Source organism: Dactylosporangium sp. NPDC049525, assembly GCF_040676755.1.
In the GTDB taxonomy this organism is placed as follows: domain Bacteria; phylum Actinomycetota; class Actinomycetes; order Mycobacteriales; family Micromonosporaceae; genus Dactylosporangium.
Window position 1 is genome coordinate 63,861 of sequence record NZ_JBFAPO010000029.1, and the last position, 13,418, is coordinate 77,278.

Annotated in this window: 15 protein-coding genes; 1 reads left to right on the forward strand and 14 read right to left on the reverse strand. The window is 73.2% G+C overall.

Annotated features, from left to right (window positions below):
- Positions 1-70 precede the first annotated feature (70 nt).
- From AB0K00_RS33625 to AB0K00_RS33685, 13 genes are all read right to left on the reverse strand, one after another.
- Positions 71-1,609: a class I adenylate-forming enzyme family protein gene (locus AB0K00_RS33625; RefSeq protein WP_363528732.1), complete on the reverse strand. Its 1,539-nt coding sequence runs from the start codon at positions 1,607-1,609 to the stop codon at positions 71-73.
- Positions 1,602-2,327 carry an SDR family NAD(P)-dependent oxidoreductase gene (locus AB0K00_RS33630; RefSeq protein WP_363528735.1) on the reverse strand — a complete coding sequence of 242 codons (726 nt, stop codon included), beginning with the start codon at positions 2,325-2,327 and terminating at the stop codon, positions 1,602-1,604. Before AB0K00_RS33630 ends, AB0K00_RS33625 begins: the two co-directional genes overlap by 8 nt.
- Entirely contained in the window at positions 2,327-3,172 is an 846-nt protein-coding gene (locus tag AB0K00_RS33635; RefSeq protein WP_363528738.1) for an enoyl-CoA hydratase, read from the reverse strand. Before AB0K00_RS33635 ends, AB0K00_RS33630 begins: the two co-directional genes overlap by 1 nt.
- On the reverse strand, positions 3,169-4,047 hold the full coding sequence (locus AB0K00_RS33640; protein WP_363528741.1) for an acyl-CoA dehydrogenase family protein: 879 nt from the start codon (positions 4,045-4,047) through the stop codon (positions 3,169-3,171). The genes AB0K00_RS33635 and AB0K00_RS33640 overlap by 4 nt, the downstream gene beginning before the upstream one ends.
- Before the next feature lie 10 nt (positions 4,048-4,057).
- On the reverse strand, positions 4,058-5,191 hold the full coding sequence (locus tag AB0K00_RS33645) for an acyl-CoA dehydrogenase family protein (RefSeq protein ID WP_363528916.1): 1,134 nt from the start codon (positions 5,189-5,191) through the stop codon (positions 4,058-4,060).
- Between the two features lie 74 nt (positions 5,192-5,265).
- The gene (locus AB0K00_RS33650) at positions 5,266-6,000 is read right to left on the reverse strand and encodes an enoyl-CoA hydratase family protein (RefSeq protein WP_363528744.1); all 735 of its coding nucleotides are present in this window, start codon (positions 5,998-6,000) and stop codon (positions 5,266-5,268) included.
- The gene (locus AB0K00_RS33655) at positions 5,997-6,371 is read right to left on the reverse strand and encodes a MaoC/PaaZ C-terminal domain-containing protein (protein WP_363528746.1); all 375 of its coding nucleotides are present in this window, start codon (positions 6,369-6,371) and stop codon (positions 5,997-5,999) included. The genes AB0K00_RS33650 and AB0K00_RS33655 overlap by 4 nt, the downstream gene beginning before the upstream one ends.
- Complete coding sequence (locus tag AB0K00_RS33660; protein ID WP_363528749.1) at positions 6,368-6,793, reverse strand: MaoC family dehydratase N-terminal domain-containing protein; 426 nt, start codon at positions 6,791-6,793, stop codon at positions 6,368-6,370. The genes AB0K00_RS33655 and AB0K00_RS33660 overlap by 4 nt, the downstream gene beginning before the upstream one ends.
- Before the next feature lie 9 nt (positions 6,794-6,802).
- Positions 6,803-7,558 carry an SDR family oxidoreductase gene (locus AB0K00_RS33665; protein WP_363528751.1) on the reverse strand — a complete coding sequence of 252 codons (756 nt, stop codon included), beginning with the start codon at positions 7,556-7,558 and terminating at the stop codon, positions 6,803-6,805.
- Positions 7,559-7,560: 2 nt separating this feature from the next.
- Positions 7,561-8,202, reverse strand: coding sequence for a gamma carbonic anhydrase family protein (locus tag AB0K00_RS33670; protein WP_363528754.1), 642 nt, complete (start codon positions 8,200-8,202; stop codon positions 7,561-7,563).
- Positions 8,202-9,251 (reverse strand): nitronate monooxygenase family protein, encoded by a 1,050-nt coding sequence (locus tag AB0K00_RS33675; RefSeq protein ID WP_363528757.1) that lies wholly within the window; start codon positions 9,249-9,251, stop codon positions 8,202-8,204. Before AB0K00_RS33675 ends, AB0K00_RS33670 begins: the two co-directional genes overlap by 1 nt.
- Positions 9,248-10,000 carry a CoA-transferase gene (locus AB0K00_RS33680; RefSeq protein WP_363528759.1) on the reverse strand — a complete coding sequence of 251 codons (753 nt, stop codon included), beginning with the start codon at positions 9,998-10,000 and terminating at the stop codon, positions 9,248-9,250. Before AB0K00_RS33680 ends, AB0K00_RS33675 begins: the two co-directional genes overlap by 4 nt.
- Entirely contained in the window at positions 9,997-10,812 is an 816-nt protein-coding gene (locus AB0K00_RS33685; protein ID WP_363528762.1) for a CoA-transferase, read from the reverse strand. Before AB0K00_RS33685 ends, AB0K00_RS33680 begins: the two co-directional genes overlap by 4 nt.
- Positions 10,813-10,983: 171 nt before the next feature.
- Here AB0K00_RS33685 and AB0K00_RS33690 point away from each other — a divergent pair, with 171 nt between their 5' ends.
- Entirely contained in the window at positions 10,984-11,574 is a 591-nt protein-coding gene (locus AB0K00_RS33690; RefSeq protein WP_363528765.1) for a TetR/AcrR family transcriptional regulator, read from the forward strand.
- Positions 11,575-11,580: 6 nt separating this feature from the next.
- Here AB0K00_RS33690 and AB0K00_RS33695 read toward each other — a convergent pair whose 3' ends face one another.
- Positions 11,581-13,380 (reverse strand): Hsp70 family protein, encoded by a 1,800-nt coding sequence (locus AB0K00_RS33695; RefSeq protein ID WP_363528768.1) that lies wholly within the window; start codon positions 13,378-13,380, stop codon positions 11,581-11,583.
- Positions 13,381-13,418 lie beyond the last annotated feature (38 nt).

Sequence of the window (13,418 nt, forward strand, 5' to 3'; positions counted from 1 at the left end):
TCACCTCGCGTCGGCGTTGCACCCGACATTGCACGCCCGCGGGGCGGAACGCATCCGTCGGTTGACTGCGTCAGCCGGTGAAACGTTGGGCCGCGTCCTTGCGCAGCGCGGCCTTGTCGACCTTGCCGCCGGTGCCGAGGGGTAGTGACGGCAGGGTGACCAGGTACTCGGGCCAGTTCTGCTTCGACACGCCGGTCGCGTCCAGGTGCGTGCGCAGCGTGTCGAGGGTCAGCGGCGAGCGGGTGACGACGTAGGCGCAGACCCGTTCGCCGAGGACGGGGTCGGCGACGGCGACGACGGCGGCCTGCGCGACCGCGGGGTGGCCGCCGACCGCCTCCTCGACGACCAGGGCGCTGACGTTGTGGCCGCCGCGGATGATGAAGTCCGCGATCCGGCCGGTGATGGACAGGTAGCCGTCGGCGTCGACGGTGGCGACGTCGCCGGTGAGCAGCCAGCCGTCGGGGCGGAACAGGGCGGCGTTCGCGGCGTCGTCGTCGAGGTAGCCGGGGGTGCAGCCGGGCCCGCTCGCCGCCACCTGGCCGGGTCCGCCTGGGACGTCGGCGCCCTCGGCCAGGAGCCGCAGGCGCGCGCCGGGGATCGGACGGCCGGCGGTGGTCAGGCGGGCGACCTGCGGATCGTCCACGGTGGTCACCGACAGGGGGCCGGCCTCGTTGGAGCCGTAGAACTGCAGCACCGCGCAGCCGGTCCGCTCCTCGAACTCGCGGGCCCGGGCAACCGGGACCCGTTCCCCGCCGGTGAACATGACCCGCAGCGACGACAGGTCCGTGGTGGCGAACGCCGGAGAGTTCAGCAGCATGATGAACTGGGCGGTGACGGCGCACAGCACGGTGACCCGGTGCTCCTCGATGAGCCGGAGGGTCTCGGCGGCGTCGAACTCGGCGGTGAGCACGGTCGGGTAGCCGTACATGGCGGGCACAACGTGGGCGCTCCACAGGCCGAAGCCGTACGGTGCGGGCAGCACGCTGGCAAAGACCTCGTGGTCGCCGAAGTTGCCGGCGGCGTGGGCGAGGGGCCCGAAGTACTTGCGGTTGTTCATCGTCTGCCGGACGCATTTCGGCAGCCCGGTGGTGCCGGACGTGGAGTTGACGAAGAACAGGTCGTCCGCGCCGAGCCCGGGCCCGGCATGCGCAGCAAGAGGCAGTGCGTCCAGGTCGAGCACCACGTGCCTGGGCGCGCCGCAGCGCGCCGCGATCGAGGCGCCGGGGCGGCCGCGGTGCGACGGGGCGGTGGCGAGCCCGGCCGCGCCGGTCTTCGCCAGGAGGTGGGTGATCTCGGCGTCGCCGGCGCGCGGGCCGATGCCGACGGTGACCAGGCCGGCCTTCTGCGCGGCGAGGTAGGCGACGTGGGTGAGCGCGCCGCCGGTGAGCAGGACGGCGAGCCGGTCCCCCGGCACGAACCCGGCGTCCACATAGGACCGGGCCAGGCGGGACGACAGCGCGTCGTAGTCGCCCCAGGTGAAGGTGCCCTCGGGCGCGACGAACGCGACCTTCGCCGGGTCGTTGCGGGCGACGAGCGCGGCGATCGTGTCGGCGGTCCAGTCGCCGGCGGCGTGGTGGGCGGCGACGACGTCCGGTGGGTACTCAGACACCGGCGCCCCCGTCGAGGCGGAGCACGGCACCGGTGGCGAAGCGCGCCTCGGCCGAGCCCAGGTACGCGATGGCGGCGGCGACCTCGGCCGGGTCGGCGACCGGCGGGTCGAGCAGCGCCCGGGCGTGCCCGGCCAGCCGCGGGTCCTGGTCCGGCGCGGGCACCAGGTCCCGCTTCAGCGGGGTGTCGACGGAGCCGGGGCAGACGCAGGCGACCCGCACCCCGTCCGGCGCGTACTCCACGGCGAGAGCCCGGGTGAGCGCGACGACCCCGCCCTTCGCGGCGGAGTACGCGGCGCTGTACCGCCAGCCGCGCACCCCGGCGAGCGACGCGACGTTGACGATCGCGCCGCCCGCGGCGATCAGGTGCGGCAGCGCGGCCCGGCAGGCGAGGAACGTGCCGGTGAGGTTCACCGCCAGGATCCGGTTCCACTCGGCGAGGGTGACGTCCGTGGTGTGCGCAGAGGCGGCGACCCCGGCGACGTTCGCCAGGAGGTCGATCCGGCCACCCCACCGGACCGCCTCGGCGACCGCGGAAGCGACCTGGTCCTCGTCGCGCAGGTCGCAGCGGATACCGTGCACGCCGTCGAGGTCCACGGGCGCGACGTCGAGGCCGGCGACGCGGGCGCCCTCGTCGCGCAGGCGGGCGGCGGTGGCCCGGCCGATGCCGGAGGCCGCGCCGGTGACCAGGGCGACGCGGCCGTCGTACCGGTGCGGCATCAGCGACCGCCGTCGCGCATGGACCTCGCGTCGTGCCCCGCGAGGGAGTCCTGACCCACCTCGGCGTTGTGCGCGTGCGCGACGTGGTGCAGGCCGAACACGGAGTCCATGCCGGCGCGCAGCCCCATCAGGTCCTCGGCCTGGTTGACGGCCTTCTTCGTCAGGGCGAGGCCGAGGCGGGGCATCTGCGCGATCCGCTGGGCGATGTCCATCGTGGACGACTCCAGGTCGGCGCGCGGCACCACCCGGTTGATCATGCCGAGCTGCAGGGCGCGGTCGGCGTACACGCGTTCGCCGAGGAACAGGAACTCCTTGGCGTGGCGGGGGCCCATCACCCACGGGTGGGCGAAGTACTCGACGCCGGGGATGCCCATCCGCACGACCGGGTCGGCGAAGAACGCGTCGTCGGCGGCGACGATGAGGTCGCAGCACCAGGCGAGCATCAGCCCGCCGGCGATGCAGGCGCCCTGGACGGCGGCGATGGTCGGCTTCGGCAGCTCCCGCCAGCGCCGGCACATGCCGAGGTACACCTCGGACTCGCGGGCGAAACGGCTCTCCGCACCGGGTTTGCCGACGTGGTCCCACCACAGGCCGGCGCGGCGTGGGAACGTGGTGTCGACGTCCCGGCCGGGGGTGCCGATGTCGTGCCCGGCGGAGAAGTGTTTGCCCTCCCCCGTGAGGACGATGACCTTGACCTCGTCGTCGTCGGCGGCGCGGTACAGCGCATCGTCGAGCGCGTAGGTCATCGCGGAGTTCTGCGCGTTGCGGTACTGCGGCCGGTGCATCGTCACGACCGCCACCGGGCCTTCGGTGCGGTACCGGACGACCTCGTCCTCGTCGCTCATGGCTGTCCCTTCAGGCCGATCGTGGTGGCGAGCGCGTCGAGCCGGTCGCCGGGGGCGGCGAGCGCGGCGAGGGCCCAGGCGCGTTTGGCGTAGCGGTGCAGTTCGTACTCGACGGTGTAGCCGATGGCGCCGTGGCACTGGATCGCGGCGCGGCTCATCGCGTGCGCGGCGTCGGCGGCGAGCACCACGGCACCGTCGACGGCCGCGGCGGCGTCCACGCCTTCGCGCAGCGCCCAGGCGGCGGCGAGCACGGCGGGGCGGGCGAACTCCACGCCGAGGTACGCGTCGGCGAGCTGGTGCTTGACGGCCTGGAAGCTGCCGACGGGCGCGCCGAACTGCTGCCGCTGCTTGACGTAGCCGACGGTCAGCTCCAGCATCCGCCGGCCGAGCCCGACGAGCTCGGCGGCGTGGCCGAGGGCGGCCCGCGCGGCGGCCGACCCGACCAGCGCGGGGTCGTCGGTGAGGACATCACCGCCGACGGAAACGACCGCGTCGAGGCTGGTGTCCACTGTGGACGCGGCGGTCCTGGCACCGCCGATCCGGGCGACGCCGCCGTCGAGGTGCAGGATGAGGTCGGCCTGGCCGCCGAACGGCGTCAGCCCGCCGGGCCCGGCCACCGCGACCCGCAAGGCCCGGTCGTCGCCGAGCGCGGCCAGCAGCGGCGCCGCGACGAACGCGGTCGCGGTGACGGGCAGGGCGACGGCGGCGTACCCGACCTCCTCGAGGACCGGCACCAGGTCGGTCTCGTCGAGACCCAGGTCGGTCATCGCGGCGAACACGCCCATCTCGCCGATGGCAGCCCAGTCGCCCGCGGCGAGCGGCGCCCGCACCGCGTCGCGCAGGGCGACCTGGTCCTCGGTCAACGCGAACCGCACGGTGGCTCCTTCACGCTCGGGGCAGCCCGAGCACCCGCTCGGCGACGATGTTGCGCTGGATCTCGTTGGTGCCGGCGTAGATCGGGCCGGCGAGGGAGAACTGGAAGCCGCGGGTCCACGGCGAGTCGAGGGCCGCGTCGCCGCCGAGCAGCTCCAGGGCGATCTCGTGCAGCTCGATGTCCAGCCGTGACCAGAACAGCTTGTTGAGGCTGGACCGGGCGCCGGGCGCGCGACCCTCGACGAGGTCGGTGACCTGGTTGAGGGTGAACAGCTGGTACGCACGGGCGCCCAGCCAGGCGCGGGTGACCCGCTCGCGGACGGCGGGCCGCAGCCGGTCGCCCTGCGCGGCGGCGAGCGCGACGAGCCGCTGCGCGGTGTGCAGGAACCGGCCCGGGGAGCGCAGCGTGAGGCCGCGTTCGGAGCCGGTGGTCGACATGGCGACCTGCCAGCCCTTGCCGGGCTCGCCGAGGACGGCGTCGTCGGCGACATGCACGTCGTCGAAGAAGACCTCGGCGAAGCCCTCGTCGCCGTCGAGCCGGCCGAAGCCGCGGACGGTGACCCCGTCGGCGTCCAGGGGGACGAGGAAGTAGGTGAGGCCGCGGTGACGGGCGGCGGTCGGGTCGGTGCGGAACAGGCCGAACAGGTGAGTGCTGAACGCGCCGCGGGTGGTCCAGGTCTTCTGCCCGTTGAGCCGCCAGCCGCCGTCGACCGCCTCGGCGCGGCTGCTGATGGCGGCGAGGTCGCTGCCGGCGCCGGGCTCGGACCAGCCCTGGCACCACAGGTCCTGCGCCGCCGCCATCCTGGGCAGCAGCGTGTCCTGCTGCTCGGGGGTGCCGAACTCGAACAGGGTCGGGGCGAGCAGGAAGATGCCGTTCTGGGTGACGCGCTGCGGGGCGCCGGCGGCGTAGTACTCCTCCTCGAAGACCAGCCACTGCCACAGGGTGGCGTCGTGCCCGCCGTACCGCCGCGGCCAGGACACGACGGCCCAGCCGGCGTCGAACAGGGCGCGTTCCCAGTGCAGGTGGGCGGCGAAGCCGTCGCGGGTGTCGCCGGACGGCAGCGGGCCGGGCACATTCGCGCGCAGCCACGCGCGGGCCTCCGCCCGGAACTCCGCCTCCTCGGGCGTGTCGGTCAGGGAGATCATTCCGTCGCCTCCGGCGCCGGCCTGATCCAACGCTGTGCCCATGATGAGCGGTCCTTCGCTGCGCTCCGTGCCGCTCATTGGCCGAAGTCCTCCCGGACCTTGTCGGCCACCCCGGTGAGGTTGAGCTCGAAAGTGAAGCCCTGCTCGTAGCGGTAGCTGCGTTTCGGGTCCCACGGGTCGATGCCGTTGAGGGACTCCTTCGCCGCGCGGATGACGGCGGGGTCCTTGGCGGCGATGTCGTGGGCGACGGCGAACGCGGCGGCCCGCAGCTCGGCGCGGGGCACGACGGTGAGAACGGAGCCGAACGCGTGCAGCTCCGCGGCGGTCGCGGTGGCCGAGGTGTACATCATGGCCCGCATCTTGTGCTGCGGCACCAGCCTGGACAGGTGGGTGGCCGCACCGAGCGCGCCGCGGTCGACCTCGGGCAGCCCGAACGTGGCGTCGTCGGCGGCGACGATGACGTCGGCGTTGCCGACCAGGCCGATGCCGCCGCCGAGGCAGAAGCCGTGCACGGCGGCGATGACGGGGACGGGGCAGTCGTAGACGGCGCTGAACGCGGCCGCGCAGCCGCGGTTGACCCCGACCAGCGCGCCGTAGTCCTTGGCCGCCTGCAGTTCCTTGATGTCGACGCCGGCGTTGAAGCCGCGCCCCTCGGCACGCAGGACCACGGCGCGGACGGCCGGGTCGGTGCCGGCCGCGTCGAGGGCGGCGGCGAGCGCGAACCAGCCGGCGACCGGCAGCGCGTTCACCGGCGGGTTGGCCATGACGATCTCGGCCACCCCGAGGTCGTCCACTGTGGACTCGATCACGTTGCTGCCTCCGTGGTGAAGGTGGCCCAGCCGTACACGGCGACGGTGCCGTCCTGGGTGGTGCACGTCATCTCGACGTCGAAGCTGTCCTCGTCCTGCCGCACGACGGTGCCGTCGCAGGTGACGGTGTCGCCGGGGAAGACCTGGGCGGCGAAGCGGACCCGGAACGAGCGGACCGCCTCGGCGCCGAACGTGTCCGTGGCCCAGGTCGCCAGGAACCCGGCCTGCAGCATGCCCAGCGACAGGGGTGCCGGCATCCCGGCCGACAGGGCGAACGGCTCGTCGTGGTGGATCGGGTTGAAGTCGCCGGACGCGCCCTGGTAGCGCACCAGGTCCGTGCGGGTCAGCGGGCCGTAGACGAACGCGGTCATGCGGTCTCGACCCCCGTGAGGCGGGCGGTGGCGACGTGCCGGCCGGTCTCGTCGTGGAACTCGGTGACCATCACCGCGAAGGTGAGCACGCCGCTGCGGCCCTCCTTGCGGGTCACGGACTCGATCCGGGACCGGCCGGTGAGCCGGTCGCCGGCGCGCGGCGGCGGGCCGTGGAACACGAACTCCTGCTCGGCGTGCAGCCCTTTGCGCTGGTCCATCGCGACCGCCTGCCAGGGGTCGGCGTCGCCGGTCTGCCAGAAGAACGCGGTGGTGAGGAACGTCGGCGGGATCACGGGGCGCTCCGCCTGCAGGTACGAGGGGTTCGTCGAACCGGTGGCCCGGGCGAACTCGCGGATCTTGCCGCGTTCGACGTCGAGGGTGAACGGCTCGCCGGTGACCCCGACGGCGCTGTCATCGACCATGCCGGGCTCCTAGGGGTGTTGGCTGCTGACGGAGACGACCTCGCCGGTCATGTACGAGCTGTACTCGCTGGCCAGGAACACGATCACGTTGGCGACCTCCCACGGCTCCGCGGGCCGCCCGAACGCCTCCCGGGTCGACAGCTCGGCGAGCAGCTCGTCGGTGGTGACCTTGGCCAGGTGCGGGTGCATCGCCAGGCTCGGTGCGACGGCGTTGACCCGCACCCCGGCGTGCGCCGCCTCGAGGGCGGAGCAGCGGGTGAGCGCCATGACGCCGGCCTTCGCCGCGGCGTAGTGCGCCTGACCTTCCTGCGCCCGCCAGCCGATGACGGAGGCGTTGTTGACGATCGCCCCGGTGCCGCGCGGGATCATGTGTCGCAGCGCGGCCCGGGTACAGCGGAAGGTACCGGTGAGCGTGACGTCCAGGACGGTGCTCCACTGCTCGTCGGTCATGTCGACGACGGCGGCGGTGCCACCGAGCCCGGCGTTGTTGACCAGGACGTCCAGACCACCGCCGAAGTGTTCGACGACGGTGGCGAACAGGTGCTCGACCTGCGCCTGGTCGGTGACGTCGCACGGCACGCCGAGCACGCCGAGGCGGTCGGCGGCCTCGGCGAGGCGGCGCTCGTGCCGGTCGGAGACGACGACCCTGGCGCCCTCCTCGACGCACCGCTCGGCGGTGGCGAAGCCGATGCCGGTGCCCGCGGCGGCGGTCACCAGCACGGTGCGACCGGCGAGCAGCCCGTGGCCCTGCGTCCTGTTCGGCATGGTCACGACTCTACCAAGCGCTTGCTTGGTCCACCAGAGGCACGCCGGGCCTGATCGAGCGGGACGGCGGTCGCCGCCGATGTCGACAGCCGCGGCCGGTCCGGCTCCTCCTGCGGCAGCGGCGTGACCGCGCGCAGCGAGTCGCGGCTGCGCACCGCGAGGGCCTGGTACACCCCGGTCCCGTGCGCCTTCCAGGCCAGCTCCACATCCGTCAGGTCCCGCACGACCTTCGCCGGGGCGCCGGCCGCCAGGGTCCTCGGCGGCACCACGAACTCGGCCCTGACCAGGGAGTGCGCCCCGACGAACGCGAACTCGCCGACCTCGGCGCCGTCCAGCACGACCGCGTTGATGCCGATGAGGGCGCCCTCGCCGACCCGGCAGCCGTGCAGGACCGCACCGTGCCCGACGTGCCCGTTCGGGCCGAGCGTCGTGACGGTGCCGGGGAACGTGTGCAGCACACAGGAGTCCTGGACGTTCGAGCCGGCCGACAGGACGATCCGGCCGAAGTCGCCGCGCAGGCTGGCGAGGGGGCCGACGTAGCAGCCGGCACCCACGTGCACGTCGCCGATGAGCACGGCGGTCGGGTGGACGTATGCGGTCGGGTGCACGACCGGGATGACGTCCTCGATCGCGTAGGCGGGCATCAGGCGAGCCGCTTCAACGTGTCCGCGGCCTCGGCCATGATCCGCTCGATGAGCTCCGCACAGCTGGGCAGGTCGTCGATGAGCCCGGCGACCTGGCCGGTGGCCATGACGCCGGCGTCGGCGCGGCCGTCGACCATGGCGGCGCGGATGAGCATCGGGGTGTTGGCGGCAAGGACGAGCTGGCCGAGGCGCAGGTCGTGGCTGCCGCGCATGGCCCGGCCCTCGCGCAGCATGCTCAGCCACGACCGGCCGGACAGCTTGCGCAGCGCCTGCGCGTTGCGGACCGCGCGCGGGAGGCGCCGAAGCGCCCCGGTCTCGCCGAGCCCGTCGACGAACGGGGTGCGCAGGACCCGCTGCGGGACGCCGTCGAGGGCGGCGGTGACGACGGTGTCGGTGACGGTGGCGTCGAGGTACCGCTGCTTCACCGCCGCGCCGACCGGGCTGTCGCTGGTGAGCAGGAACCTGGTGCCCATCGCGATCCCGGCGGCGCCGTAGGCGAGGGCGGCGACCAGGCCGCGGCCGTCGAAGAAGCCGCCGGCGGCGATGACCGGGATGTCGACGGCGTCGACGACCTGGGGCAGCAGCAGGCTGGTGGGCACCGGGCCGGTGTGCCCGCCGCCCTCGCCGCCCTGCACGACGACGGCGTCCACGCCCCAGGCGGCGACCTTCTCCGCGTGGCGGCGCGCGCCGACGGACGGCACGACCACCACCCCGGCGGCCTTGAGCCGCTCGATCAGCTCGGGCTTCGGCGCCAGGGCGAACGAGGCCACCCGTACACCTTCCCGGATGAGCAGATCCGCGCGCTTTGCGGCATCCGGAGCGTCGGCGCGAAGGTTGACCCCGAACGGCGCGTCTGTCAGCTTCCGCACGTCGGCGACCGCGGTGACCAGTTCCTCGTAGGACAGGGTGGCGCTGGCGAGGATGCCGAGCCCGCCCGCGTTCGCGGTGGCGGCCGTGAGCTGGGCGTCGGAGACCCAGCCCATGCCGGTCTGGACGATGGGGTACCGGACGCCGAACAGCTCGCAGATCGGCGTCCGCAGGGCACTCACCCCTCCACCTCCCGCGAGCGGGCGTTCGCGGGGTCGATGACGTCGCGGATCAGGGCGAGTTCCGCGTCGGTGGGCAGCCGGGTCTGCGGCACGTCAGCGGGAATGTCGAGGTCGAAGCCGGTGGCGGTGCGGACCTCGTCGACGCTCACGCCGGGGTGCACCGAGACCAGGCGCATCCGGTGGTCGTCGGTACCGAAGTCGAACACGCCGAGGTTGCTCACCACCCGGCGGATCTCGTGATAGCGGCCCGCGGCCGGGTTCGCGGCGGCGCGGTCGTAGCCGACGCCGCTGACCATGTCGACCGCGGCGACGAACGAGCGGTGCCCGTGCCGCGGCACCCAGTAGCTGGTGGGATGGTTGACGGTGTTGCCGGGCGCGCCGCGGACGCCGAGCAGCGCCCGGGTGGGGCGGGCGAAGTCGCCGATGGCGGAGATGTTGGCGTTGCCGTAGCGGTCGATCTGGCTGGGGCCCATCATCACGTGCCGGCGGCCGGTGTAGAGCAGGTCGAACACGGCCCGGAACGGGATCCAGCCCTCGATGACGGGCGGGGTGCCGCCGATCGCCCAGGTGCCCTGGGCGAGGTACGCCTCGCCGTCGGACAGCAGCAGGTCGGGCGAGAAGGTGGCGCGGGCCAGCCGGGCCGCGATCATCGGCACCAGGCCGATCGGGCTGGCCAGGATCTCGCCGTCGCCGCGCCACACCTCGGCGCACGCGACGACGCAGACCTCGGCACGCGTGACAGTGCTCATGCGGGGACCCCCAGGTACCGGTCGTAGAACGCGGCCCACGCCTGCGGGTCGGCGGCGGCCTGCACGTATTCGCGCTGGAACGCCTCGTCCCGCTCGTAGTCGGGGACGCACGAGGTGAAATGCGCCCCGCGGGGCGCCTCGACCACGCCGTGCACCATCCACCGCTGCAGCAGCAGCGACTGCACCGGGGCGGTGCGGGTCAGCTCGGCGGTGTCGACGATCTGCTCGCACGACACGTACGCCTTGTCGGCCGCCGTGCAGAACAGGTCGTCGAAGTACGGGTCGGGCCCCAGGTACTGGGCGTTGCCGTGCACGTCGGCCCGGTTGAGGTGGACCAGGGCCGCGTCGAGGCGCACCGCCGGGATCGCGACCAGTTCCTCGTCGCCGTACGGCGAGGCGACCGTGCGCAGGCCGGGGTTGACCTTCAGCACGTCGGAGCCGAGGCCGGCCCGGCTGGGCATGAACGGCAGCCGGCAGGCCGCGGCGTACAGCGCCCAGCGCAGCATGCCCTCGTCGTATTCGGTCACCTCCACCGCGCCGGCCTGCCGGGCAGCCCGGAAATGCGGCTCGAGTGGGATCGTGTCCAGCGACACGAACCCGTACACCAGGTGGCGGACCTTCTTCGCGGCCAGCAGCAGGCCCACGTCGGGGCCGCCGTAGCTGACGATGGTCAGGTCGGTGAGGTCGGAGCGCAGGATCGCGCGCACCAGGGACATCGGCTTGCGTCTGGATCCCCAGCCGCCGATCCCGATCGTCATGCCCGAGCGCAGCTGTGCCACGACCTCGTCTTCGGTCATCTGCTTGTTCGCCATCGCCGCCTTCTTCACCGCGCAGGCTGGACCTTGCCCGGTGAACGTACCAAGCGCTTGCTTGATTACGCTACACTCGCGTCCGAGCCGTATCTCACGGCCGCGGTCCACGTAGACTCCTGGTGCGACCGGGATAGACGAGGCTGCACAACGACATCGGTGAGGAAGAGCGGGATGGCGCGAGAGCCTGGGGATCGACGCGAACGGATTCTCGCCAGCGCCGCGGCGCTGTTCGCCCGCAAGGGCGTGTCGGCCACGACGGTGCGGGAGATCGCCGACGAGGCCGGCATCCTGTCCGGCAGCCTGTATCACCACTTCGAGTCCAAGGAAGCCATGGTCGACGAGATCGTGACCTCCTATCTGGAAGACCTGCGCACCCGCTACAAGCGCGTGCTGGACGGCGAGAGTCACCCGCGGACCCGCCTGCACGACCTCATCGTGGCCTCGCTCGAGGTCGTCGAGGCGCACCCGCACGCCACCGAGATCTACCAGAACGACGTCAACTACCTGACCCAGATCGAACGGTTCGGATATCTGCGCACCGCCGGCAAGGAGGTCCAGCAGACCTGGCTGTCGGTGATCGAGGCGGGCATCGCCGAGGGCGTCATCCGCGACGACCTGGACCCCAAGATCCTCTACCGGCTCATGCGTGACGCCGTCTGGCTGTCGGTGCGCTGGTTCAAACCCACCGCGGCGTATCCGATCACCCGCCTCGCCGAGGACTGCACCTCACTGTTCCTGGACGGCCTGGCCAAGACGCGTTGACCCGGCTCACTTCAGCAGCTTGGTGCGGTAGTCGTCGAACCAGTCGGCCGCCACCTTCGCACTGATGTCGCCGATGCGGGCGACAATGCGCTCGTCCGTATAGCTCCAGAACACCCAGAAGGTCCCGTCCTTGGTGTAGCAGGCCTCCCGCCCATGCGGCCAGGTGCCCTTCGAGGCCTTGCCGGTGGTGCAGTCGCCGGCGCCGTTCTTGACGTTGTCCGCGTGGTCGTTCATGTAGGCGACCACGGCATCCGACCCGCTGAACGACAGCACGAGGAGCTTCTTGTCCAGGGGCGGGTCGAGGTCGCAACTGATCGCGGCCGTGACGTTCTCGCCGTCGGACTTGTACGTGGTGCAGCTGGACACCGAGACCAGGTCGTCGTTGATCATGCCCTTGAGCCGTTCGTGCGCCGGATCGGCCGTCGGGTCGGCGGTGACGGTCACCACGACGTCCGGGCCCGCGTTGTCGTCGCTGCCACCACCCCGGCCGGCGACCGCGTAGCCGACCGTCCCCGCGATGACGAGCGCGGCCACGGTCCCGGCCGCGACCAGCCGGCTGCGCCCGCGCCACCACGGCCGCCGGCCGGGACGCATGAGCGCGGTCGACCTGGACGACGCGGTCGACGCGGTCGACGCCGTCGCTGCGGTCGACGCGGTCGACGTCGTTGCCGCGGTCGACGCGGTCGGCCCGGCCGGTGCGGCGGCCCGCACGGGCAGGGTCGCCGGTTCGGGTCGTAGCCGCAGCGCGGCGAGGGCGCCGAGGCAGACGACCGCCTTCGGGTCGCCGTACGCGGTCGGCAGGATGCTGGTGCGCGCGGCGATCAGGTCGGCGACGCGCGGGATGCGGCTCGACCCGCCGGTCAGGTAGATGGCCGCCAGCTGCTCGGGGCGCAGCCCCGCCGCCGCGACCGTGCGGACCAGTTCCTCGACCGTCGCCTGGAGAGCGTCCTCGATCGCGGCCTCGAACTCGGCGCGGGTCAGCCGGACCGGGCTGTCGACACCGTGGACCGGGACCATGACCGTGGTGCGGCCGGACAGGGACTCCTTGGCCTGCCCGAGCTGCCCCAGCTGGGTCGCCCGCAGCTGCTGGCCGGTCACCGTCGGGTCCGACCACAGCCGGTCCCAGGCCTCGGCGTCGTCGTTGTCGTGGCGGACGTGGCCGGCGACCAGGTCGCGCAGCGCCCGGCTCAGGTCCTCGCCGCCGAAATGCGGGTCGCCGCCGACCGGACCGCAGACCTCGAACCCGCCGTCCGGCGTCCGGCGCAGGACGGCGGTGTCGAAGGTGCCGCCGCCGAGGTCGTACACCGCGATGTTGCCGCCGGGCGGGACAGGGCGGGCGCCCGGCTGGGTGGCGTAGCAGACCGCGGCGGCGACCGGCTCGGGCAGCAGCAGCGGGGCCGGCAGGCCGGCGCGGGCGGCGGCCTCGGCGAGTCTGGCGGTCTCCCCCGCGGACCAGGCGGCCGGGTGGGTGAGCACCAGGCGGTCCGGCGGCGAACCCATGCGGCGGACCGCCTCGGCCGTAACCCGGCGCAGCGTGGCCGCGGCGAGCTCGACGGTCTCGACGGTCCGGTCGCCGAGGCGGATCGCGGCACTGGTCACGAGCGCCCGCTTGGGATGCAGCTCGGCCCGGCGTGGGAACACGCCGGCCTCCTGCACCGCGTCGCGACCGGTCAGCAGCTCGCCGTTCTCGGCCAGGCAGACCACCGACGGCAGATACCGGCTGTTGTCGATCTCGAGGACCTCGGCCGGCCCGCCGTCGACCGCCATCGCCGCGCACGTGAAGCTGCTGCCGTAGTCCACGGCCATGTTCCAACGTTGCACGCGAGCCACTCCAACCGGCGGCG